Annotated in this window: 26 protein-coding genes; 21 read left to right on the forward strand and 5 right to left on the reverse strand. The window is 35.8% G+C overall.

Annotation, left to right across the window (positions count from 1 at the left end; all coding sequences use genetic code 11):
- Window positions 1-30: 30 nt before the first annotated feature.
- Window positions 31-2325 (forward strand): T9SS type A sorting domain-containing protein, encoded by a 2295-nt coding sequence (locus VK161_RS14760; protein ID WP_324215561.1) that lies wholly within the window; start codon window positions 31-33, stop codon window positions 2323-2325.
- A 49-nt stretch (window positions 2326-2374) separates the two neighbouring features.
- Here the strand turns inward: VK161_RS14760 and rsmG are convergent, their stop codons facing one another.
- The gene (gene rsmG / locus VK161_RS14765; protein ID WP_324215562.1) at window positions 2375-2992 is read right to left on the reverse strand and encodes a 16S rRNA (guanine(527)-N(7))-methyltransferase RsmG; all 618 of its coding nucleotides are present in this window, start codon (window positions 2990-2992) and stop codon (window positions 2375-2377) included.
- A gap of 108 nt (window positions 2993-3100) precedes the next feature.
- On the opposite strand from rsmG, the gene VK161_RS14770 reads away from it, so the two are divergent.
- The 6 genes from VK161_RS14770 to VK161_RS14795 all read left to right on the forward strand — a co-directional run bounded on the left by VK161_RS14770 (window position 3101) and on the right by VK161_RS14795 (window position 9253).
- Window positions 3101-4198 (forward strand): acyl-CoA desaturase, encoded by a 1098-nt coding sequence (locus tag VK161_RS14770; RefSeq protein WP_324215563.1) that lies wholly within the window; start codon window positions 3101-3103, stop codon window positions 4196-4198.
- A 64-nt stretch (window positions 4199-4262) separates the two neighbouring features.
- Window positions 4263-5447 carry a pyridoxal phosphate-dependent aminotransferase gene (locus VK161_RS14775; protein WP_324215564.1) on the forward strand — a complete coding sequence of 395 codons (1185 nt, stop codon included), beginning with the start codon at window positions 4263-4265 and terminating at the stop codon, window positions 5445-5447.
- 88 nt (window positions 5448-5535) lie between these two features.
- Window positions 5536-6699 (forward strand): formate-dependent phosphoribosylglycinamide formyltransferase, encoded by a 1164-nt coding sequence (gene purT, locus VK161_RS14780; protein WP_324215565.1) that lies wholly within the window; start codon window positions 5536-5538, stop codon window positions 6697-6699.
- A gap of 3 nt (window positions 6700-6702) precedes the next feature.
- Window positions 6703-7026: a DUF6370 family protein gene (locus VK161_RS14785; RefSeq protein ID WP_324215566.1), complete on the forward strand. Its 324-nt coding sequence runs from the start codon at window positions 6703-6705 to the stop codon at window positions 7024-7026.
- Between the two features lie 5 nt (window positions 7027-7031).
- Window positions 7032-7607: a Crp/Fnr family transcriptional regulator gene (locus VK161_RS14790; RefSeq protein WP_324215567.1), complete on the forward strand. Its 576-nt coding sequence runs from the start codon at window positions 7032-7034 to the stop codon at window positions 7605-7607.
- A gap of 407 nt (window positions 7608-8014) precedes the next feature.
- Window positions 8015-9253: a response regulator transcription factor gene (locus tag VK161_RS14795; RefSeq protein WP_324215568.1), complete on the forward strand. Its 1239-nt coding sequence runs from the start codon at window positions 8015-8017 to the stop codon at window positions 9251-9253.
- 38 nt (window positions 9254-9291) lie between these two features.
- On the opposite strand, the gene VK161_RS14800 is transcribed toward VK161_RS14795, so the two are convergent.
- Window positions 9292-10266: a Gfo/Idh/MocA family oxidoreductase gene (locus VK161_RS14800; protein WP_324215569.1), complete on the reverse strand. Its 975-nt coding sequence runs from the start codon at window positions 10264-10266 to the stop codon at window positions 9292-9294.
- Between the two features lie 143 nt (window positions 10267-10409).
- Here VK161_RS14800 and VK161_RS14805 point away from each other — a divergent pair, with 143 nt between their 5' ends.
- The 7 genes from VK161_RS14805 (at window position 10410) to VK161_RS14835 (ending at window position 13306) form a co-directional block, all read left to right on the forward strand.
- Complete coding sequence (locus VK161_RS14805) at window positions 10410-11126, forward strand: pirin family protein (protein WP_324215570.1); 717 nt, start codon at window positions 10410-10412, stop codon at window positions 11124-11126.
- A gap of 105 nt (window positions 11127-11231) precedes the next feature.
- Entirely contained in the window at window positions 11232-11516 is a 285-nt protein-coding gene (locus VK161_RS14810) for a GNAT family N-acetyltransferase (RefSeq protein ID WP_324215571.1), read from the forward strand.
- Window positions 11517-11518: 2 nt separating this feature from the next.
- Window positions 11519-11926, forward strand: a complete 408-nt coding sequence (locus tag VK161_RS14815) for an OsmC family protein (RefSeq protein WP_324215572.1) — start codon at window positions 11519-11521, stop codon at window positions 11924-11926.
- Between the two features lie 2 nt (window positions 11927-11928).
- Window positions 11929-12156, forward strand: a complete 228-nt coding sequence (locus tag VK161_RS14820; RefSeq protein ID WP_324215573.1) for a (4Fe-4S)-binding protein — start codon at window positions 11929-11931, stop codon at window positions 12154-12156.
- Window positions 12157-12567 (forward strand): AtaL-like protein, encoded by a 411-nt coding sequence (locus tag VK161_RS14825; RefSeq protein ID WP_324215574.1) that lies wholly within the window; start codon window positions 12157-12159, stop codon window positions 12565-12567.
- Window positions 12564-12776 carry a hypothetical protein gene (locus VK161_RS14830; RefSeq protein ID WP_324215575.1) on the forward strand — a complete coding sequence of 71 codons (213 nt, stop codon included), beginning with the start codon at window positions 12564-12566 and terminating at the stop codon, window positions 12774-12776. Before VK161_RS14825 ends, VK161_RS14830 begins: the two co-directional genes overlap by 4 nt.
- Before the next feature lie 5 nt (window positions 12777-12781).
- Entirely contained in the window at window positions 12782-13306 is a 525-nt protein-coding gene (locus VK161_RS14835) for an NAD(P)H-dependent oxidoreductase (protein WP_324215576.1), read from the forward strand.
- 47 nt (window positions 13307-13353) lie between these two features.
- Here the strand turns inward: VK161_RS14835 and VK161_RS14840 are convergent, their stop codons facing one another.
- Window positions 13354-14979 (reverse strand): hypothetical protein, encoded by a 1626-nt coding sequence (locus tag VK161_RS14840; protein WP_324215577.1) that lies wholly within the window; start codon window positions 14977-14979, stop codon window positions 13354-13356.
- A gap of 134 nt (window positions 14980-15113) precedes the next feature.
- Between VK161_RS14840 and fabD the strand changes: the two genes are divergently transcribed.
- The 4 genes from fabD (at window position 15114) to VK161_RS14860 (ending at window position 17401) form a co-directional block, all read left to right on the forward strand.
- A complete protein-coding gene (fabD, locus tag VK161_RS14845) occupies window positions 15114-15986 on the forward strand; it encodes an ACP S-malonyltransferase (protein ID WP_324215578.1) in 873 nt (290 codons plus the stop codon).
- Window positions 15987-16073: 87 nt separating this feature from the next.
- Window positions 16074-16754: a peptidoglycan DD-metalloendopeptidase family protein gene (locus tag VK161_RS14850; RefSeq protein WP_324215579.1), complete on the forward strand. Its 681-nt coding sequence runs from the start codon at window positions 16074-16076 to the stop codon at window positions 16752-16754.
- Between the two features lie 42 nt (window positions 16755-16796).
- A complete protein-coding gene (locus tag VK161_RS14855) occupies window positions 16797-17051 on the forward strand; it encodes a hypothetical protein (RefSeq protein WP_324215580.1) in 255 nt (84 codons plus the stop codon).
- 98 nt (window positions 17052-17149) lie between these two features.
- Window positions 17150-17401, forward strand: coding sequence for a hypothetical protein (locus VK161_RS14860; protein WP_324215581.1), 252 nt, complete (start codon window positions 17150-17152; stop codon window positions 17399-17401).
- A 55-nt stretch (window positions 17402-17456) separates the two neighbouring features.
- Here the strand turns inward: VK161_RS14860 and galE are convergent, their stop codons facing one another.
- Both galE and VK161_RS14870 read right to left on the reverse strand, forming a co-directional pair.
- Window positions 17457-18476 (reverse strand): UDP-glucose 4-epimerase GalE, encoded by a 1020-nt coding sequence (gene galE / locus VK161_RS14865; RefSeq protein WP_324215582.1) that lies wholly within the window; start codon window positions 18474-18476, stop codon window positions 17457-17459.
- Window positions 18477-18543: 67 nt separating this feature from the next.
- Window positions 18544-19674 (reverse strand): DegT/DnrJ/EryC1/StrS family aminotransferase, encoded by a 1131-nt coding sequence (locus tag VK161_RS14870; protein WP_324215583.1) that lies wholly within the window; start codon window positions 19672-19674, stop codon window positions 18544-18546.
- A gap of 239 nt (window positions 19675-19913) precedes the next feature.
- Here VK161_RS14870 and VK161_RS14875 point away from each other — a divergent pair, with 239 nt between their 5' ends.
- The 3 genes from VK161_RS14875 (at window position 19914) to VK161_RS14885 (ending at window position 23781) form a co-directional block, all read left to right on the forward strand.
- On the forward strand, window positions 19914-21182 hold the full coding sequence (locus VK161_RS14875; protein WP_324215649.1) for a 3-deoxy-D-manno-octulosonic acid transferase: 1269 nt from the start codon (window positions 19914-19916) through the stop codon (window positions 21180-21182).
- A gap of 83 nt (window positions 21183-21265) precedes the next feature.
- Window positions 21266-23413 carry a S46 family peptidase gene (locus VK161_RS14880; protein ID WP_324215584.1) on the forward strand — a complete coding sequence of 716 codons (2148 nt, stop codon included), beginning with the start codon at window positions 21266-21268 and terminating at the stop codon, window positions 23411-23413.
- 155 nt (window positions 23414-23568) lie between these two features.
- Window positions 23569-23781, forward strand: coding sequence for a hypothetical protein (locus tag VK161_RS14885; RefSeq protein WP_324215585.1), 213 nt, complete (start codon window positions 23569-23571; stop codon window positions 23779-23781).
- Window positions 23782-23821 lie beyond the last annotated feature (40 nt).

The following is a 23821-nucleotide window of genomic DNA, read 5'->3' on the forward strand; positions in this document are numbered from 1 at the left end:
GTACCTTCGAAATTCAAAACAAAATAACTTATGAGAACAAAAATTACGCTACTTCTTTTTTCATTATTCTCAGCTTTAGGTTTCGGCCAAGACAAAGCGTATGATTTATTAAAAAATAAAACGGCTACCAACATTTTGTACGATAGAGTTTTCAACCTTTCCAAAGCGAATACTCTTGATACTAAAACGATAACAACAACTACATTCAATCAGGTATACCACGAAATTCAGCGTGCTGATTTTTCTCAATCATTACCCAAATACGAACTACTAAAAGAGGAAGCCAAACGCGGTCAAGCCACTAAGCAAATCCCACTTTCGATTTTAATCACCGATTTTGAAACCATCAAGACGAGTTCATTAGAAAACGGCGATGTGTTTGTGAATGCTAATAATTCATTTGATTTAAAACCTAACGCAATCGATGCTTTTGAAAGACATTCGGTGAATGTGATGGCTTCTTTGGTCGCAAAATCAGCTTCAAATACATTCATTTTGAAAGATGATTTTATTTTTAACACAACCAATAGAACCATCGCGTCTATTGCCATCAAAACAGCAAATAATGATTGGAAAATCATAACGGTTGGCCGACCTTTCCAACTTCAATTGGATGGAACTGGCAATCAAACCATCGATTATAAAATTGAATTTACCAATGGAACTACCATTGTTCAATCATTTGAAATGGAAATTACGTCTAACAGAACTGCAACAAATGAACGCAATTCAAACTCGGCGTCTTTCGTACCCAATGTAATTTCTCCAATAACGGCGACTATTGGTTATCAAGGTTACGGAGAAACCGCTGCTTATTTTGGTCAAGGTGAATACGAATTATTTTTAGACACCACCAATGGAGTTTTAGACAAACCTATTTTCTTAGTTGACGGTTTTGATCCCGGCGACACTCGAAATTCTACCGCAATTTACGCTTCATTAAATTACGGAACAGGACAAAATTTAGCAACCGATTTAAGAGCCCAAGGTTTTGATGTAATCATCTTAAATTTTCCTGTTTACACCCGAACTAATACAACGACCATTGTAGATGGTGGTGTAGATTTTATCCAACGCAACGCTTTCATTTTAGTAGAATTGATCAATCAAATCAATGCTCAAAAAGTAGGAACTGAAGAAAACGTAGTAATCGGACCAAGTATGGGCGGATTGATTTCGCGTTATGCGCTTCGTTACATGGAAATGAACGCTCTAGACCATCAAACTCGTTTGTACATTTCATTTGATTCACCGCATCTAGGAGCAAACGTACCTATTGGTTTCCAACATTTGTTCAACTATATGGCTTACGGACCATTAGGAAATGCGCAAGTTCAGGGCATAGTAGATGGATTGATTAAAAGTCCTGCTTCGCGTCAAATGCTAATTGACCATTTTGAAGGTCATTTACAATCAGGAAGTGCTTTTGAATTTAATACAGCATCTGCTTCATTAGTGCCAACTGGAGCGCCCAATTATAGAGATGCTTTTCAAAACGAATTGAATAGTATGGGCTTCCCAACTGACGTACGAAACGTATCCATTTCGAATGGCGCAGGCAACGGAACATCAAACTATTCACCCGATTTTGAAGTGATGAACCACACTTTTAATGTAACAGCCAGCCAAAGAGCCATTATTAATTTACGATTCACTCCAGCCGCCAATCAAACCAATCAAGTAAGTCGTTTTAGAGGTCAAACTTTTGTAATCGTTACTTGGTTGACTATTTATGAAAGTTTAGCCAATTCAAAAGCACCAACGTACACCGACGGTTTAGACACTGCTCCAGGTGGACGATTTGATATGTCAGGATTCCAAGCCGGACTTGGCGCTGATCCTTTGTTAACTGAGTTTTTTGACAATTTAAATGCGGATTACTTCTGTTTTATTCCAGCGTGGAGTTCGATGGCGATATCAGATACTAACAATTTATACGCTCCAATAACTGCAAGTTCAGCAACTCCGTTTGTAGCATCTTCAATCCCAACAGTAAACGAAAATCACGTAACATTAAATCCTCAAAACTTGGCTTTTGCTTTGGAAGAAATTTTAGCTCCTACTTTAACCAACCCAGAAAACGAGCAATTAAACAGTATTTGGATTAAAAATCCAGTTGAAAATTCAGTTGAAATCAATTCATCGTATTCGATTGAAAATGCAAGCATTACAATTACGGATGTTTTGGGTAAAACCATTTTCAATGCACAAAATCAATCCATCAATGGAACATTGGAAATTCCGGTTTCATTGTCAAATGGTGTTTATTTAATTACCATTGCCAGTGAAAATGGAAGTATAACAAAGAAAATCATCAAAGGATAAATTCGCAATAATCAATAAAAAACCCCGAACTATTGCTCGGGGTTTTGTTTTATAACGCTAAATGAACCACTTTTTTGGTTTCGAAAAATTCATCGGTAAAATAATCGGATAAATCGTATTGTTTGGCTTTTGGAAAGCTCTTCAATTCTTCGGATAAATCGCCTCCTTTTAGATACAGAATCCCATTTTGCAATTCATGATTGGAAGACTTCTTTACTTTTCCTTTCACCCAAGTTACAAAATCGGGCATGTTGGTCACGGCACGACTCACGATAAAATCAAAATCTGATGTGACATTTTCGGCACGCATTTGTTCGGCTTTTACATTTTTTAATTCTAATGCTTTGGCAACTTCATTGACCACTTTTATTTTTTTGGCGATGACATCTATTAAATAAAAATCAACTTCGGGAAATAAAATCGCCAACGGAATTCCAGGAAATCCTCCACCTGTTCCAACATCCATTATTTTTGAACCTGATTTGAACTCTATAATTTTAGCAATTCCTAACGAATGCAACACATGTCGAGTATACAATTCATCGATGTCTTTCCGGGATATAACATTGATTTTAGCATTCCAATCTTCGTACAAAAATTGTAATTTTTCAAATTGTAACCGCTGATTTTCAGTTAGATTAGGAAATTGTCTTAAAATTTCTTCCATAAATTGAATTTTCAACAAAAATAGTGTTTTTAGTGAATAAAAAATGACGAATATCATCTCTGAAAAAATTAGAATAGTTACCTTTGGGCGAAATAATTGAAAAATACAATGAATACCACAACACCTGTCTTTTCTAAAAACGACAACCTCAAATTTTTTAGAACTCTAAACAAAAGAGTGAACGACTATTTTAAAGAAAACAACATTGATAGAACTGGAAATTGGAAATTGCACTTAAAAACAATTGTAATGTTTACCATTTTCCTTACACCTTATTTTTTCCTTTTAGCCATGGACATGCCGTTTTGGACGTATCTTTTACTGAATGTAGTAATTGGTGTTGGAATGGCTGGAGTTGGAATGAACGTAATGCACGATGGTAACCATGGTGCTTATTCCAACAAATCATGGATCAATAAAATTATGGGTGGAAGCATCTATATTTTGGCTGGAAACGTTTACAACTGGCAAGTTCAACACAATGTTTTACACCATACCTATACCAATATTTTAGGTCATGACGAAGACTTAGAAGCGGGAAGAATTTTACGTTTCACCAAAGAAGCCAAATGGTACAGTCACCATAAATTTCAACATTATTATTCTGTATTCTTGTACGGATTATTAACGTTCAATTGGGCAATCACTACCGATTTTCAACAAATGAGACGTTACTTAAAACGCAATTTATCGTACGGTGAATTCAAAAAACCAGTGATTCGTTGGACTACTTTAGTGATTACCAAAGTTATTTATTTTTCGATGTGGATTGTAATTCCGATTTTAGTAGGTCACGTTTCTTGGTGGCAAGTACTTATAGGATTTGTGCTAATGCATTACACTGCTGGATTAATATTAAGTATCGTTTTCCAATTGGCTCACGTAGTTCACGAAACCGAAAATCCTATTCCAAATGATGAAGGCGAAATTGAAAATACTTGGGCAATACACCAATTGTACACTACGGCTAACTTTGCTCCAAAAAATTGGTTGGTAAACTATTATACTGGTGGTTTAAATCACCAAGTAGAGCACCATTTGTTTCCGAATATCAGTCACATTCACTACAACAAAATAGCTGAATTTGTTAAAGAAACAGCCAAAGAATGTAACTTACCGTACTACGAGTTCAAGACTACACGAGAGGCAATTATTTCTCACTTCACCCATTTGAGAGATTTAGGAAAAAAACCTCAAATGGCATAATAGTAAAGACGCACAACAGTGCGTCTCTTCATTTAAAAAAACAACACAATAATAACGCACAACAATGAACCCATTATCGGATAGAATTAACAATTTATCTACCTCGCAAACTTTGGCAATGGCCGCTTTAGCGAGAGAATTAAAAGCACAAGGAAAAGACATCATCAGTTTAAGTTTGGGTGAACCCGATTTCAACACACCCGATTTCATCAAAGAAGCCGCTAAAAAAGCCATAGATGAAAACTACAGCACCTACTCGCCTGTTGACGGATATTTGGAACTGAAAGAAGCCATTTGCCGCAAATTCAAACGCGACAATAATCTGGAGTACAAACCATCCAACATTGTAGTTTCTACTGGTGCGAAACAGTCATTGTACAATGTGGCTCAATGCATGATTAATGATGGTGACGAAGTGATTCTTCCTGCGCCGTATTGGGTTTCGTATTTTGAAATCATCAAAATGGCTGGCGGAATACCAGTTGAAGTTCCGACTTCAGTAGAGAGCGATTTCAAAATCACTCCCGAACAACTCGAAAAAGCCATCACTCCCAAAACCAAAATGATTTGGTACAGTTCGCCTTGCAACCCAAGTGGTTCAGTGTACAGTCGAGAAGAATTAACTGCATTAGCATCTGTTTTAGAAAAATACCCTAACATTTACATAGTTTCCGACGAAATCTACGAACACATCAATTTTTCAGGAACGTTTTGCAGTATCGCCTCTATTCCAGGTATGTTCGAAAGAACCATTACCGTTAATGGTGTAGCCAAAGCATTCGCAATGACAGGTTGGAGAATCGGGTACATCGGCGCACCCGAAGTCATTGCAAAAGCCTGCACCAAAATGCAAGGTCAAGTGACTTCCGGAGCCAATTCGATTGCTCAAAGAGCCACTATTACAGCCGTAGATGCCGATCCAAGTGTGTTAAACGAAATGGTTTCAGCGTTCAAAAACCGTCGTGATTTGGTAGTTGGATTAGTAAAAGACATTCCCGGATTCAAATTGAATGTGCCTGAAGGTGCTTTTTACGTTTTCCCAGATGTTTCATATTATTTTGGAAAAACACTACGCGGAAAAACCATCAATAATGCCGATGATTTTTCTATGTATTTACTTTCGGAAGCCAATGTGGCAACGGTAACAGGCGACGCTTTTGGAAACCCAAATTGCATTCGCTTTTCTTACGCTACTAGCGAAGAATTGCTAACGGAAGCCATGAAACGAATTAAAGAAGCTTTATCCTAACAAATTAACTATCAGCAACACAAATTTCACAAATTATCACAAATTAAATCTGTGTAAATTTGTGAAATTTGTGTTTTATAAAAATAATATGGCAAAAATCCTCTTATTAGGCTCCGGCGAACTCGGAAAAGAATTCGTCATCGCTGCACAACGCATCGGGCAAACCATTATTGCGGTTGATAGTTATGAAAACGCTCCAGCAATGCAAGTCGCACATGCTTTTGAAGTCATCAACATGCTTGATGGCAGTGAACTCGACCGCATCGTAGCCAAGCACCAACCTGATTTTATTGTTCCCGAAATCGAAGCCATTCGTACCGAACGTTTTTACGATTACGAACAACAAGGAATTACTGTGGTTCCATCAGCAAAAGCGGCCAATTTCACGATGAATCGAAAAGCGATTCGCGATTTGGCAGCCAAAGAGTTGGAATTAAAAACTGCCAATTACAGTTATGCAACCTCAGCCGAAGAATTGCAAAAAGCGGTTGCAGAAGTGGGCATTCCGTGTGTTGTAAAACCATTGATGAGTTCGTCGGGAAAAGGACAATCGACTATAAAATCGGAAGAAGATATCGCGAAAGCATGGAGCTACGCTGTTGAAGGTTCACGTGGCGATGTAGTGGAAGTAATTGTAGAAGCATTCATTAAATTCAATTCGGAAATCACTTTATTAACCGTTACTCAAAACAACAATCCAACGCTTTTTTGTGCGCCAATTGGCCACCGACAAGAACGTGGCGATTACCAAGAAAGTTGGCAACCGGCACACGTTTCTCAAAAAGACATTCTAGAAGCACAAGAAATGGCTCGAAAAGTCACTGAAGCTTTGGGTGGCGCTGGTCTTTTTGGCGTTGAATTTTTCTTAACTGATGAAGGTGTCTATTTTTCCGAATTATCGCCTCGCCCACATGACACCGGAATGGTAACGCTGGCTGGAACGCAAAATTTCAACGAATTTGAATTGCATTTACGCGCTATTTTAAGTTTACCTATATCTGAAATTACTTTGGAAAAAGCAGGAGCGAGTGCTGTAATTTTGGCTTCCGAAAATTCGAATAATCCAACTTTTACCGGAATTGAAAGCGTAGCTTCTTTACCCAAAACCGATTTTAGAATTTTCGGCAAACCAACTTCGAGACCTTATCGTAGAATGGGTGTTGTACTCGCTTCTGATTCGCTTGAAACACCAATTGAACAAATTGTGGGACGAGCCAAAAAAACCGCTACCTTAGTCAAAGTAAATTCTTAAATCATGAGAAAACTATTCTACCTTTTTGTACTTATTACTAGCAATTCGATTGTAGCCCAAGAAAAAAAAGAACCAAAACCTCAAATTGTGGAAGTTTCGTGTGGTCAATGTAAATTTGGAATGACCGAAAAGAAAGGTTGTGACTTGGCCGTTCGTATTGATGGAAAGAGTTATTTTGTAGAAGGCACCAAAATTGACGATCATGGCGATGCTCATGCGCACGATGGTTTTTGCGAAGCCATTCGAAAAGCAGAAGTTGTGGGTGAAATCAGAGGCAATCGATTTGTGGTGAGTAAATTCAAATTACTTCCTGCAGAAGAAAAATAAATTGGATGTCGTTAATCCTTCAAAATATAGCCAAACACGTTGACCTTACAAAAGAGGAAGAAGAGTTTTTCCTTTCGAAAACGGAGACACATTTTTACAAATCAAAAACGATTTTATTGAGTGCAGGTGAAGTTTCAAAATGCACTTATTTTGTTAACTCCGGAATTTTACGAAGCTTCAACATCAACGATAATATCATCGAACACGTATTGCATTTTGCCTGCGAAGGTTGGTGGATTGGCGATATGTACAGCTACATTTCTGAAAAACCAGGCAATCTTTTTATAGAAGTATTGGAAGAAGCTGAAGTGGTTTCCATTTCCAAAGAAAACCATCAAGAATTGTATGCTGCAATTCCAAAACTGGAACGCTTTTTCAGGATTTTAGCTGAAAATTCTTTAGTGTCACACCAAGAACGTTTGATGGATAATTTAAGTTTATCAGCCGAAGAACGTTTTGAAAAAATGTGTAAAAAGTATCCTAATCTGATTCAAAAAGTACCTCAAAAACATTTGGCATCTTATATTGGTGTAACACCTGAGTTTTTTAGTAAAATGAAAGCTCGTTTACTAAAAAAATGAAAAGGCGGCAACCGCGAGTGATTGACCGCCTTTTCGGGGGGAATAAAACTACATTTTTAACTAAGAGACCTAATTCTGTTTCAAATTACCCAATTCCCCAAAGTTTCTTTTCCTTATTATTTCTTCAACCTTTTTGATATTCTCATCCGTAAGAGATAAATTCAATTCTAGGCAAACAATCATGGCTTCATCTCTACGGGTTGAAAAAACTTTAAAGAACTTTTTCATGAATCTCATTTGGACTTGTTCTTTGTTGGAACAAATTTGATATCATTTTTTAAAAAAACCTATTATTTTGCGGGTAGTTGACGGGTAAAATTAAAAAACTACCCATCGGGTAGTGTACAGATATGTTATGAATGTTCTATTTTTGCCCGCTATTTTTTTTAATCAACAACTATACAGCCATGATGATCAAAGCCTTAAGAAGAACTTTTGTATTTCTCTTTTTATTATTTTCAATTACCATTTATTGCCAAAAAACAGCAGAATTAAAACAACTTGAAAAGACTATTACTCAAAATAACGACGTTTTCAAGTACGAAAATTCAATTATCTTGATAAACAATGCGCTTGAAAACAAAAAATTTTCGCACTACGACCGATTCCATTTGTATTTATTCAAAGCAACTACTTTTAAACGCTTGTTCAATTATGAAGAAGTATTTTATAATTTGAAGTTAGCACAAAACGAAGGATTATACACTACAAACAAAGAGGAATGCGAAACCATACTAAAAGCCGAACGTTCATTTGCCTACTTTGACATTCGAAATATTGCGATGGCTATGGCGCTAATTAAAGAAATTCCCGAGGACAACTATAAATACCTTTCAAAAGAAAGCCAACTTTATATTAAAGTTCAAGAGAGTATTGTTGCTATATCGGACAATAAAACTTCTGATGCTGAAAAAAAACTAGAAGAAGCCGAGATAATGGCTCGAGACTTTTGTCCGCGTGAGTTACCCATTGTATTTGCAACAAAAGCTAAGTTGTACTCAGAAATTAATGATGCTGTAAAAAAAGAAAAAGCACTTAAGGACGGCTTATATTATGCCAAGAAATTCAAGGTTCTCAAATACGAAATGTACATGTATGAAGTAATGAAATACTACTACAGCGAAAGCAACGATAAGAATCTTAAAATCTATCAAAGAAAATTTGACTCACTGTTCAACCAATACAATGCTATAATTCACAACGGAAAACTCACCTTATTGGAGCGCGAATTAATCGAAAAAAGACATCAAAAAGAAACTGAGAAAGGTCACACCATACAAATTGGATTATCTGGAATTGCGATTATCTTATTGATCGTATCAATTATTCTGTTTTTCCTTTACAATGAAAACTATGAACGAAGAAAATTAGCCGAAAAAGAAATTCAACTCATTCACAAACAAATTGCATTGATGACCAATGCCAAAAATGAAAAAGGTGAGAATAAAATTAATTTGGCAGCTTACCAACTTACCGAACGTCAGATTGATATTATAAACTTAATCAGTCAAGGAAAAACCAATAAAGAGATTGGAAAAGAATTATTCATCTCAGAAAACACAGTAAAATACCATTTAAAGGTTATTTACGACATACTCGATATCGAACATCGATCAGAGCTAAAAAAGATTCTCGACGCAAAATAATTGACTGTAAAGCCATCAGCAGTTCATTTATTTTGTATTTATTGAGATGCATTTCTAATCTCGTCCATAATCTGAATTAAAACCAACGACAAATCCAAAGGCATTCTCGAACTTTCGGTCCAACCGTTGTACAAGCACTCGTTAACGTGTTCTATTTCGTAAAAATATCCAAAACCGATACGTTCTGATTGAATTAGTTGATCCGGTTTACCCGGAATTACAATCGAATATTCGCTTTGTTCGTGAAAGCGGTTTGCAATTGTAATAGCGCCTTTAGTTCCATAAATTTTACATTCAATATTGGTCGAGGTTTCAAAAGAAGAGAATAATGAAGCTGTTTTTTCTCCTTCACAAGTGAGCAAAACAGTACATGAGGCATCGACTCCAGAAGCTGAATTGCGAAGAGAAGCTTTAATTTTATGAGGCTTACCCAAAAATAGCAGACTCATAAAAAGAGGATATATTCCGATATCCAAAAGTGATCCACCTCCCAAATTTGCATCAAATAGTCGGCTTGTGGGATTGTAATCAGTTTTAAATGCAAAATCGGCCGAAAGATGAATAACTTCTCCGATAGTTCCTCTTTGAATCGTATTTTGAATGCTTAAAATATTCGGCAAAAAACTCGTCCACATCGCTTCCATCAAAAAAACATTGTTTTCACGAGCCACTTGTATCATTTCTTCTACATCCGATTGGTTTGTAGACAATGGTTTTTCACACAAAACTCCTTTTCCTTTTTGCAAACAAAGTAGTGAATGTTTTTTGTGGTGCGAATTGGGTGTTGCTACATAAACGATGTCAACTTGTGTACATTCGGCCAACTCTTCATACGAATCAAAACTCAACTTTATATTGTACTTTTCAGCAAAAGCTTTACTATTTTTAGCATCTCTTGAAGCACAAGCAACAAGTTCAGAATTGCCACTCAACAACAAATCATGGGCAAATTTATGTGCTATTTTTCCGCAACCTAAAATTCCCCATCTCACTTTTTGACCTCTATTCATCATATAGCACTTTTATTTGTCATAAAAATAGACAATATTTTTTGAGTCAACTAAAAAGCACATTGTGTTTCTTAATCTACATTAAGTGATTCTCACATCGTATCGAAGTAAATTTGTATCATAATAATTACTAAATTTATAACGATATGAAAAATACAGTCTTACACAAAGCCAATACTCGAGGTCATGCTGACCACGGTTGGTTGAACGCTTACCATAGCTTTAGTTTTGCTAATTGGTACAATCCTGATAGAGTGCAATTTGGAATGCTACGCGTTTTGAATGACGATACCGTTGCTGCAGGAATGGGATTCGGAACGCATCCACACGATAATATGGAAATCATCACCATTCCACTTGAAGGCGATTTAGCACACAAAGACAGCATGGGAAATGCCGCTACAATCAAAACAGGCGACGTTCAAGTGATGAGTGCCGGAACTGGAATCCAACACAGCGAATTCAACCCCAATCACGACCAACATACAAAGTTGTTTCAAATTTGGTTGTTTCCAAAATTCAGAAATGTTGAACCACGTTACCAACAAATTACGTTGGATGTAACAAAACAAAAAAATGATTTTGCCCAAATTCTCTCTCCTAATGCTGATGATGAAGGCGTTTGGATTTACCAAGATGCATGGTTTTATTTAAGTGATTTTGACCAAGATTTCTCAAAAAAATTAAGCTTAAAAAAAGAAGGTAACGGATTTTACATCATGAATATTGAAGGTGAAATTGAAGTGAATGGTGAACGTTTAGAAAAAAGAGATGCCATTGGTATTTGGGAAACCAATGAAATCGAAATCAAAGCGACAACTGACGCTAAATTTTTAGTAATGGAAATCCCGATGAATCAATAAATCAAGAATTTCAACATTCAAAATTCCTTGTTGACTATTCCATGTTAAGAATGTTGAATATTCAATTTTGATTAACGAATGTTGAAGTAGTAAAAGTATCAAACTATGAACAACGAAGTACAACTCAAAATCAACGATAAAAACGGTGTTTTTTATATTGATGTAGACGGCAAACACGAAGCAATGATGACCTTCGTTTTTGCAGGTGAAGACAAAATCATCATCGATCATACCGAAGTAAAACCAGGTAATGAAGGAAAAGGTTTTGGTAAAAAAATGGTAACCAAATCGGTTGAATTTGCCCGCGAAAAAGGCATTAAAATCATTCCGCTTTGCCCATTCGCCAAAAGTGTTTTTGACAAAACTCCCGAATTTAGAGACGTTTTATAATCATGGCAAATTTACTTGAGAACGATATTACGGCAACTATTGGCACACAAAACTACTTGTGTACTGTTTCATGGCGCAACGGAACCCTAGTTATGGATGAACCCGAGAGCATCGGTGGTAAAGACCTTGGTCCAGATCCGTATTCAACCCTTTTAGCTTCTTTGGCTGGTTGCACTTTATCTACTTTACGCATGTACATCAATCGAAAAGGTTGGGATATTCCTGAAATTTCAATTGCTTTGAACATGTCGCAAAATGCAGAAAGTGAACTCGAAACTGTCATTTCGAGAACAATTACGTTTTCATCTGAAATTAGCGAAGAACAAAAAGAACGCTTACTTTTAATTGCAGAGAAATGTCCGGTTTCTAAAATTTTAAAAAATAAAATAACCATTAACACCCAATTGTAATCATGGACGCAAAAGACCTAACCAAAGAATACAGCAATGGTGAAGTAACTATTGTATGGAAAAATGCATTGTGTAAGCACGCTGCAGAATGTGTAAAAAACAATCCTGACGTTTTTAAACCAAGAGAAAAACCATGGATTCATGCTGAAAATTCAACTACTGAAAAAATTATAGAAACGGTAAAAAAATGCCCCTCTGGAGCATTGACCTATTATCTGAATTCTAAATAAATGACTTCATTTTCGACTAGTGTGAATGCTTCACTAGAAAATGTTTGGAAGCATTTGAATTTTAAAATTGAACATCCGGAAGCCTTTGTTCCCGGAGTAAGTAGTGTGACTATTTTAGACAAAAATGAGGAGTTTGTGATTCGCCAAATGAACATTACCATAAATGGTACAACTTCTAAAGTGGTCGAAAAAATCACTTCTGTGCCGTTTTGCGTTCGTTTCGAATTGTTAGAACATCCTAAATTTACTGGTTATGTCGACAATGAAGCAATTGCAATTTCTGAAAATGAAACACAAGTCACTTACACGATGAATTGGGTTGATAAACAAACGCAAATTGCTTATGAAAACCCAGAAATTATGAAAAATGCCGTTTTAAAAACAAAAGAACACATCGAATCAAATTTATGAAACAACCGCCTAAATGGAAATTTGCATTAATGGTTTGGATGGCCATTTATCCGAGCATCACTTTAGTGCAATTACTGATTGGAAAACAACTTACTAAATTACCTTTGCCATTGCGTACATTAATCATGACCGGAATTTTAGTACCGCTTATGGTGTATGTACTACTTCCTTTTTTTCGAAAATTATTAGGAGATTGGCTTAACAAATAACAACTATGAAAAAAATTATCGCTTTTGGAGCTTCATCAAGTTCCACTTCAATCAACAAACAATTGGCAACGTACGCGGCTTCACTTTTTGAAAATTGTGTTGTCGAAGTTCTCGATTTAAACGATTACGAATTGCCTTTATTTTCGATTGATAAAGAAAAGTCGAACGGAATTCCTACTTTGGCTCACGATTTTTACAACCAATTAGGAACTGCCGATTTGATCATCATTTCTTTTGCCGAACACAATGGTGCCTATTCGGCGGCCTTTAAAAATACTTTTGATTGGATTTCACGCATCAATGGCAAAACCTTTCAAGAAAAACCTATGCTTTTACTTGCAACTTCGCCCGGAGCACGCGGAGGAAGTTCGGTATTGGAAATTGCCAAAAACCGCTTTCCATTTCAAGGCGGAATTGTAAAAGGAAGTTTTTCGTTACCTAGTTTCAACGACAACTTTAAAGACGGAAAAATCAGCGATGAAAAACTAAATTCCGATTTGAAATCGCTCGTAGAATCAATCGAATTCTAATAAAAAAAGCCCTATCAAATTAGGGCTTTTTTATTTTTACTTCAGTTCTATTTAAAACTTTTATTATCAAATCGAACCACATCTATTATTTTTTCTTCATCAACATCAAACGATATTGAAACACTGTCACCTACAACTGTAACAGGCAATTCTGCTGAAACCTGAGACGAACCAACAAAAATATTCGGGTAATCTTTGACCATAAAATAGTAGAAACTATTCCCATTTTTAACATCACTCTGAATACGGGTTATCACCGACTGCAGGTTCTTTTTAGATTCTGAACTTGATGCGTTGATTTTGTTACCCGTAGCATTAAAAGCACTTTTAAACATTGTTAACGCTTCCCGCATTGAGTTTCCAACGCCAACTATGGTATAGTCGTTTATAGCAACCATAGCGTACATTTTCACCAAACCTCCATCGTCTTTTAACGTCATCACATAAGTCGGAATGTTATTGATATTGTACGGTATTGGCAACGAAGCTGAGTAACCCTTTTCTTGAACTTTCCCTTCTGCTGAGCTCTGAGCCGCAAATTCAGTAGCACCACTTTGTTTGTAAAAAGTAGTTTCTTTGGTACGTGTATCCACCAAAACAAATCCAACCGAACTCTCGTCACTTCCCACAGAAGTCAAACCAGTGTACCAATACGAACGATCATTTTTACCGTACACCAAAGTTAATCCTTCGGTAATTTGTAATTTATCTTGATTTGAAAAATTCCAATATCCTTTGATGTATTCGCCCCAATCATTCAATTGGTCTTCAATAAATTCTGCAGGTTGAATGCGATCTACCCATTCTGGAGAATCTTTAATTGAAAAGCGTGTTATCGCTCCCGTTTGCGCATCAACAACCAAAATACCATTGGTGTCTTCACCGGAAAAGCCAATTTCTTTATCATAAGTAGTAATCACCCAAAACGGATTCCCTTTTTCGTCAATTTCGAAAGTAAAATCAGCTAAACCAAGAGTACTGTATCCATTAAAATACACATGTCTGTGAATGTCACTCTGAAAAAAAGCACTCGGCTGATATTTGATTTTCAACGGTTTACCCTCAATTGATTGCACTAGTTTTACATCGCGTTCGTTGGTTGCGGAAACCATAACATAACCCGGAGTTCCTTCTTGATTATTCATCCATTTGAAAAAACCCGAATGCAACAAAGGTGCAATCCAATACAATTCATTGTTTACTTTTTGAATCGAAAATTTACCCAATTCAATCTGACTTCCCAAAGCAGGTTGAGAACCGATTATTTTTTCGCCCAATAAATACGCTAAACTTTGATCCACTACTCTAATTTTATCCACTGAAATCGGAGCAATATGAGTAGAAATTTTCTCTCCATTTTCAACTTTACCTATCATCTTTTGATAACTGGATGTGTGAAAAATGGTTGCCGATGTAAAAAACGGAATTACAGTCAAATACACCACAATCAAACCTGTGAATAACAACAAAATCTTACTTGGTCGTTCACTTAGAACAAATTTTTTACCCGATTTATCTAACTTAATACCAATTGAAACAACAATATAGAATAACAAAAGTCCTAACAGTAGTAATCCGATTTCATAAAACCCGAATTGAAGCACAGGAAGATTGAAATAAAACAATAGAAAACCAACAACAAGAACAAAAACGATAAGTAATGATTTTTTCATAAGATGGATTTTATGCTTTATACGTAGCTTAATTACAGAAAAGTTACAATAAATGTTGATTATTACTTTTACAATGATACATTTAAAATTAGTATTTTTGCTATTTCACTTCTAAAACTTGAAACAAATTATATATGAAAGCATACGTATTTCCAGGTCAAGGTGCGCAATTCACCGGAATGGGTAAAGAATTATATGAAAACTCTCCTTTAGCCAAAGAATTATTTGAAAAAGCCAATGCTATTTTAGGTTTCCGAATTACCGACATCATGTTTGAGGGTACAGCCGACGAATTAAAAGAAACCAAAGTGACGCAACCAGCGGTTTTTTTACACTCAGTGATTTTAGCCAAAACTTTAGATAATTTCAAACCCGATATGGTGGCCGGACATTCATTAGGCGAATTTTCTGCCTTGGTTACCAATGGCGCTTTGAGTTTTGAAGACGGATTAAAATTGGTTTCGCAACGTGCACTAGCCATGCAAAAAGCCTGTGAAATTACTCCTTCTACTATGGCTGCTGTTTTGAATTTAGACGATAAAATTGTGGAAGACATCTGTGCTTCTGTTGATGGTGTTGTGGTGGCTGCAAATTATAACTGTCCGGGGCAATTAGTGATTTCGGGCGAATACAAAGCAGTAGAATTGGCCTGCGAAAAAATGAAAGAAGCGGGAGCCAAAAGAGCCTTAATTTTACCCGTTGGCGGAGCATTTCACTCGCCCATGATGGAACCCGCACGTGAAGAATTAGCGGCTGCAATCGAAGCGACAACTTTTTCTAAACCCATTTGCCCAGTATATCAAAATGTAACGGCAAGTGCGGTTTCGGATCCAGAAGAAATCAAAAAGAACCTCATCATCCAATTGACTGCTCCCGTAAAATGGACGCAATCAGTACAACAAATGATCAAAGACGGAGCGACTAGTTTTACTGAAGTTGGACCGGGTAAAGTTTTGGTTGGTTTAGTTGGAAAAATTGACAAAGACGTAGAAACGATTTCGGCCTAATCAGAATTCAGAACGCTGAAGGCAGATTTCAGAATATAAATACGATCCTCATGAACTAAAATTGGTGAGGATTTTTAATAGTAAAAAATGAAAAATCATATTGATTTACTCCGTTCACTTCAAATATCAAAAGTAATAGCTCCTGAAATTGATTACTCAGAATACATTGCTTTAGACTTATCAGTATTCAATGAAGAATTACATCATCATACATTAAATACTGCTCACGACTACGAGATTTTCATTCAAAATCATTTGGATAACAACAACGCTAAAATTGCCTATGGCGGTTATTTAGAACGTCGAAATTTGTACAAAAGAAGTTCTGTTTTTAAAAATGAAACTACAACTGAGCGCGACATTCACATTGGTCTTGATTTATGGATTAATGAACAAGCTTCCATTCATGCGGTTTTAGATGGAAATATTCACAGTCTTCAAAATAATGATGCTTTGGGTGATTACGGACCAACAATAATTTTAGAACATCAATTGGAAGGTTTGAAATTTCACACGTTGTACGGACATTTAAGTTTAGAAAGTTTAGGAGATAAAAAAGTAGGAGATTTTGTTGAAAAAGGAACCCAAATTGCCACATTAGGATTGCCTCCAATTAATGGTGATTACGCTCCGCATTTACATTTTCAAATCATCATCGATATGCAAAATAAAAAAGGCGATTATCCTGGAGTTTGCAATGAGAGCGATTTATCATTTTATACCGAAAACTGTCCTGATCCTAATTTATTATTGAAAATTGGCATTTAATTTGTACCTTTCTAATTAATTTTTAACTCAAAATCAAACCGTATGAAAAAAATAATTGTACTACTAGCATTAGCATCACTTACGTTTTCTTGTAAAGACGAAACCAAAGAAAAAGTAGAAGAAGCAACCAAAGCTGTGGCAACCGATTTAAAAGAAGCAGCAGACTCAACAGCCACAAAAGCAAAAAAAATAATGGATTCTTCTAAGGTAAAAGAAAAAGTAAAAGAAGTAGTTGCAAAAACTGCTGAAAAAGTAGAAGAAGGCGCCAAAAAAGTGCAAGAATCTGTAAAAAAATAAGTCTAAAAAAAGTTCCATTAAAAAAAATTGGAACTTTTTTATTTTTGGCATCTGTTTTGTATAAGTCGTAGCAGTAACAACCTTTAAATTTTTTAAAAATGAAAAAAACAATTTTAGCAGTGGCTTTTATGGCTGTTGCGATGGTGTCATGCCAAGACAAAACAAAAGACAAAGTAGAAGATGCAACTGAAGCAGTTGGAACTGAAATCGAAACTACTGCAGAAGCTACTGGTGAAGCAATTGACTCAACTGCTGGTGAAGTGAAAGAAGACCTTAAAGAAGGTGTTGAAGCTGGAGCTGAAAAAGTTGAAGAAGGCGCTAAAGAAGTAAAAGAAGCAGCGAAAAAGTAATTTTCAGATCTTCTAAAAAACAAAACCCAAATTCGTTTGAATTTGGGTTTTTCATTTATTGTTTATTTCTAACTTTTTGTTCCCATTTCCAAGCACTAGACAAACTATCTTCTAAACTCGATGCTGCCTTCCATCCTAAGACACTGTTTGCTTTTTCAGTATTAGCAAAAGCTTCTATCACATCACCTTCTCTTCTGCCAACTATTTGGTAATTGAGTTTTTGTCCAGATACTTTTTCAAAAGCGTTAATCACTTCTAAAACTGAACTTCCTGTTCCTGTTCCTAAATTGAAGGTTTCTACTTTTTCAAGGTTTTGCTTGTTCAATAAACGCTGTAATGCGACAACATGCGCTTTGGCTAAATCTACTACATGAATGTAATCACGAACCGCCGTTCCATCAGAAGTTGGATAATCATCCCCAAAAACTGATAGCTTCTCGCGTAAACCCATCGCTGTTTGTGTGATAAAAGGAACTAAATTTTGTGGAACTCCTAACGGCAACTCACCTATCTCAGCCGTAGGATGTGCTCCAATCGGATTGAAATACCGTAATAAAATCGAATTAATATTCGTCACTTTCGCAACATCAGTAATGATTTCTTCACCTATTTGTTTGGTATTTCCATACGGTGACATCGCTTGTTGCACAGAAGCATCTTCGGTAATTGGCATTTTTTCGGCTTGACCGTAAACCGTACACGACGAACTAAAAATAAAATTAGCGTTTGGCAATTCTTTCAATTCCTGCAAAACATACACCAAAGTATTGATGTTGTTTTCGTAGTACAATAGCGGATTTTCAACACTTTCACCAACGGCTTTGGATGCGGCAAAATGAATTACACCTTGTACATCATTATACTTTTTAAAGAAATTCTGAACCGAAGCTTTATCGCGCAAATCCATTTTTTCGAAGATGGGTTTTTTGCCTGTGATTTTTTCAATTCCATCCAAAACGCTTTCCGATGAATTCAAAAGATTGTCAATTGCAATAACATCAAAACCTTCGTTTTGCAATTCAACTACAGTATGCGAACCTATAAAACCTAAACCTCCTGTAACTACTATTTTCATATTTTTTTGCTAAGAGCTAACAGCTAACAGCTAACAGCTAATCTGCTGAAAGCGTAAAACTGAAAACCTAATTAATATATTCTAAAACACTATCAGTAATGAACTTAATTTGCTCGTCATCCAACTCAGTGTGCATCGGCAACGCAATTACTTCTTTACACAATTGATTGGTTACCGGGAAATCTTCTTCTTTGTAACGCGAATCAGCATAGGCTTTTTGGCTGTGAAGCGGAATTGGGTAATAAATCGCACACGGAATTCCTTTTCCTTGTAAATGTTCTAATAATACATCGCGTTTTCCATTCAAAATTCGGATAACGTATTGATGAAACACGTGACAATCACAACTTTCACAAATCGTTGGTGCCCATATGTTAGAACTAACGCTCAAAAGTGCCGAATATTTTCTAGCTGCATCTTGGCGTGCTTTATTGTAAGTGTCTAAATGCGGTAATTTTGCTTTCAAAACTCCGGCTTGAATACTGTCCAAACGCGAGTTCACACCTACTACATCATGATGATAACGCTCGTACATTCCGTGATTCACGATTCCGCGTAAGGTATGTGCCAACGCATCGTCATTAGTAAAAATTGCACCACCATCACCATAACAACCTAAATTTTTAGAAGGAAAAAATGATGTTGCACCCACATGTCCAATTGTTCCTACTTTGGTTTTTGAGCCGTCTTTTGAAGTGTAATCTGCACCTATCGCTTGTGCATTGTCTTCAATGACATACAAATTATGTTCACGTGCAATTTCCATAATTGCGTCCATATTGGCCGCACGTCCAAACAAATGAACAGGAACTATTGCTTTGGTTTTGGGTGTGATCGCTTTTCGAATGCCGTCCAATGAAATGTTCATATTATTCATATCGACATCCACCAAAACCGGAGTCAATTGCAATAACGCAATTACTTCAACCGTAGCAGCAAACGTAAAATCGGCAGTAATTACTTCATCACCAGGTTTTAGATTTAAACCCATCATGGCAATTTGCAACGCATCGGTTCCGTTGGCGCACGGAATCACGTGTTTTACACCCAAATAATCTTCTAAATCCTTCTGAAATTGATGAACCAAAGGTCCGTTTATGTATGTATTTGTATCTAAAACTTCTTGAATTGAAGCATTCACTTCGTCTTTTATTTTTTCGTATTGACTTTTTAAGTCAACCATTTGCAGTTTTTTCATTGTCTAAAAAATTGGAATTACAAAAGTATGCTTTTTCTAATTATTTGTAGCGAATGGTTTGGGCTTTTTTGTAATCCATTTTCCCGCTTTCTGTTCATCCCGATTGCTATCGGGATTTCCTTCAATCGGCGCTAGTTGGCAAACGTCTTTTGCAAAGTCAGTGTTTTCAACCAACTTTATCTTAAAAAATCTATGAATCTGTGGCAAAAAAGTTATTTTTACCCAACAAAAATCAGGTAATGCTTTTTTTATACAATTTAGTAGTCGTTTTAGCATCGCAAATAGTGAAATTACTGGCGCTTTTTAGTCCAAAAATGAAGCTATTTGTTAATGGTAGAAAAGACGTTTTCCCAACATTAAAAAGTAAAATCGTAACTAACGACAAAACAATTTGGTTTCACGCGGCTTCTTTGGGTGAATTTGAACAAGGCTTACCGGTTATGGAGCAAATCAAAAAGCAATTTCCTCATCACAAAATCATTGTGACTTTTTTCTCGCCTTCGGGTTATGAAGTTCGGAAAAACAATTCCATCGCTGATGTCACGGTTTATTTGCCTTTAGACACAAAATCGAATGCACAAAAATTCATTGATGCAGTTCATCCCGAATTGGTTTTCTTTATCAAGTACGAATATTGGCCAAATTACCTAAACGAACTAAAAGATAAAAAAATAAAAACCTATTTGATTTCTGGAATTTTCAGAGAAAATCAGGCTTTCTTTAAGTGGTACGGCGGATTTTACAGAAAAGCGCTTCAAACCTTTGACTATTTTTTTGTTCAGAATGATTCATCAAAAAAATTAGTACAACGTATTGGTTTTAACAATGTAAAAGTATCGGGCGATACACGTTTTGACCGTGTCGTTTCGATTTTGGAGCGCGATAATACATTGGATTTTATTGAACAATTTAAAGACAACACAACCACAATAGTAATTGGGAGTTCATGGCCGAAAGACGAAAATTTGTTAGTAAATTACATCAACAATTCGTCGGATGCTGTGAAATTCATTATTGCTCCACATAATATCAAATCGGAGCAAATTGAAAACCTCAAATCTCAAATAAAAAAAAAATCTATATTATATTCTGAATATAAAAATGAGATTTCTCCCGATGGTCGAAATGACAAATTAGAGGAATTTCAAGTGTTCATCATCGACACCATCGGAATTTTAACCAAAATTTATTCCTATGCTGATATTGCTTATGTGGGTGGTGGATTTGGAAATCCGGGTGTTCACAACCTATTAGAACCCGCAACCTTTGGAGTTCCGATTGTGATTGGCCCAAATTACTCCCATTTTGCAGAAGCAACCGCATTAGTCAACATGAACGGTTGTGTCTCGATAAAAGATCAAAATCAACTGAATAATGCTTTTGACTCACTTATTAATAACGTAGATGAACGTTATGAAAAAGGTCACATTTGTTCCACTTTTGTTCAAATGAATAAAGGTGCAACCGATGTTATTCTGAAACATATTCTTAACGAAAACCTAAATTAAATTCAATAAAAAACTAAAATTGTAAATTGCCTACGATTTTGTAATCCTCATAAAAAACAGCTAACTATTCTAAAAATCTAAAGATGAAATACATTAAACTAGTATTCTTATTTATTGCTTTACAAGTTCAAGCCCAACAAGGCGGAATGTGGATTCCTTCGTTATTGAAAGGAATGAACGAAACTGAGATGAAAAACTTGGGAATGCGTATTACAGCAGAGCAGATTTATTCGGTAAACCAATCGAGTTTGAAAGATGCTGTTCCGCATTTTGACGGTGGTTGTACTGCTGAAGTAATTTCGCCCAAAGGATTGATATTGACCAATCATCACTGTGGTTTTGATAACATTCAAAGTCATTCAAGCGTTGAACACGATTATTTAACTGATGGTTTTTGGGCTTATAAAATGGAAGACGAATTGCCTAATAAAGATTTGGTAGTTACTTTTATTGTTCGCATCGAAGACGTAACCAAAAAGATTCTAGATGGTGTTTCCGGATTGGCTACAGAAACCGAAAAACAGAAGAAAATTCAAGACAACATCAGTGCTTTGAGTACTTCTTCACCAAAAGAATCGTGGCAGGAGAACCGCATTAGAACTTTTTACGACGGAAATCAATACTTACTTTTTGTTACTGAAACATTTAAAGATGTTCGTTTAGTAGGCGCACCGCCAAGTTCAATAGGAAAATTTGGTTCGGATACTGATAACTGGGTTTGGCCTCGTCACACTGGCGATTTTTCGTTGTTTAGAATTTACGCAGACAAAGACAATCGTCCTGCAGCTTATTCAAAAGACAATGTTCCGTACAAACCCAAACATTTTTTACCCATTTCTGCCAAAGGAATTAAGGAAAATGATTTTACTATGGTAATGGGTTATCCTGGTCGAACGCAAGAGTATTTGCCATCGTACGCAGTGGAACAAATCATTACCGAGTTAAATCCTGCAAAAATTGAAGTTCGCGATGCAGCCTTAAAAGTACAAGACGGATTCATGCGAAAAGACAATGCGATTAAAATTCAATATGCTTCAAAATATGCTAGTGTAGCCAATTATTGGAAAAAGTGGATTGGAGAAACCAAAGGCTTGAAAAAATCAAATGCAGTAGCTGTAAAACAAAAGTTTGAAAAGGATTTTCAACAAAAAGTTGTTAAAGCAGGAAAACAAGCAGAATACGGCAACCTGTTGACCGATTTTCAAAAAAATTACAGCGAAATTAAGGATTATGCCTTAGCACGCGATGTATTTACAGAAGTTGCTTTGCGCAATACTGAATTACTATCATTGGGTTACAAAATTTATCAATTAGAACAATTGCACACCACAAAAGGAGAACAAGCTTTTACGGATAGAAAAAACAATCTGATTAATGGTTTAGGTGATTTCTACAAAGATTTTAATGCAACAGTAGATGAAAAAGTTTTTGAACAACTCATTGCGATTTACGCCAAACGTTACCCAAAACAGTTTTTACCTTCTTCATTAGAAAATTTGGATGCCAAAGCATTATCTTCTTCAATATATGGTAATTCAAAATTAGTCAGTTATGATAAAATAAAAGACTTGTTAACTGGCGATACCAAAACAGTTTTAGATAAAATAAACAGTGACAATGGTTATCAATTAATTAAATCGATGGCTGATGCGTATTCTAAAAACGTTGCTCCTAAATACGACGAGATCAACTTAAAAAACATCGCCTTACAAAGAACGTATATGAAAGCCATTTTGGAATTGAGTCCGAAATCAGCACGCATTTTTCCTGATGCTAACAGTACTTTGAGAGTAACTTACGGAAAAGTAAAAGGATACAAACCGAATGATGCCGTTTATTACGAACCTATTACCTACTTGGATGGTGTTATGGAAAAATACGTTCCTGGTGATTATGAATTTGACGTTCCCAAAAAACTGATTGATTTGTACAATGCTAAAGATTATGGTAAATACGGAACAAAAGGAAAAATGCCTGTAGCGTTCATAGCGACCAATCATACAACAGGTGGAAACTCTGGAAGTCCAGCGTTAGATGCTGACGGAAACTTAATTGGTTTGAATTTTGATCGTGTTTGGGAAGGAACAATGAGTGATATTTACTACGATCCAGCCATTTGTAGAAACATTATGGTAGATGCACGATACATTCTTTTCATCATTGATAAATATGCAGGAGCGAAAAATTTAATTGATGAATTGAAAATAATTTACCCTGTAAAGAAAAAATAATTGTTCTTTAACATAAGTTTGGCATAGAGTTTGTGAAGTAGAATTTCGGAATTCAAAGAGAAAAATTTCAAAAAAAGTGAAATAAATATTTTTCTAAATAAAAAAATTTATATCTTTGCTCCGAATTAATAATTAACCTTTTATATTTAATTAAGATGAAAAAAGTATTTTTAAGTTTAGCTTTCGTTGCTGCATTAACTGTAGTATCTTGTAAACAAGCTGAGGCTGAGACTGAAGTTGCTACTGATTCAGTTGCTACTGAAACTCCTGCTGTTGAAGAAGCTGCTCCTGTTGCTGATTCTACTACTGCTACTACTGATTCTGCTGCTACTGAAGCTCCAGCTACAGAAGCTCCAGCTGCTAAGTAATTAAAAGCTAACAGACGAAATAAAGCCTCACAATGTGAGG

This window comes from Flavobacterium sp. (genome assembly GCF_035299245.1).
Lineage (GTDB): Bacteria > Bacteroidota > Bacteroidia > Flavobacteriales > Flavobacteriaceae > Flavobacterium.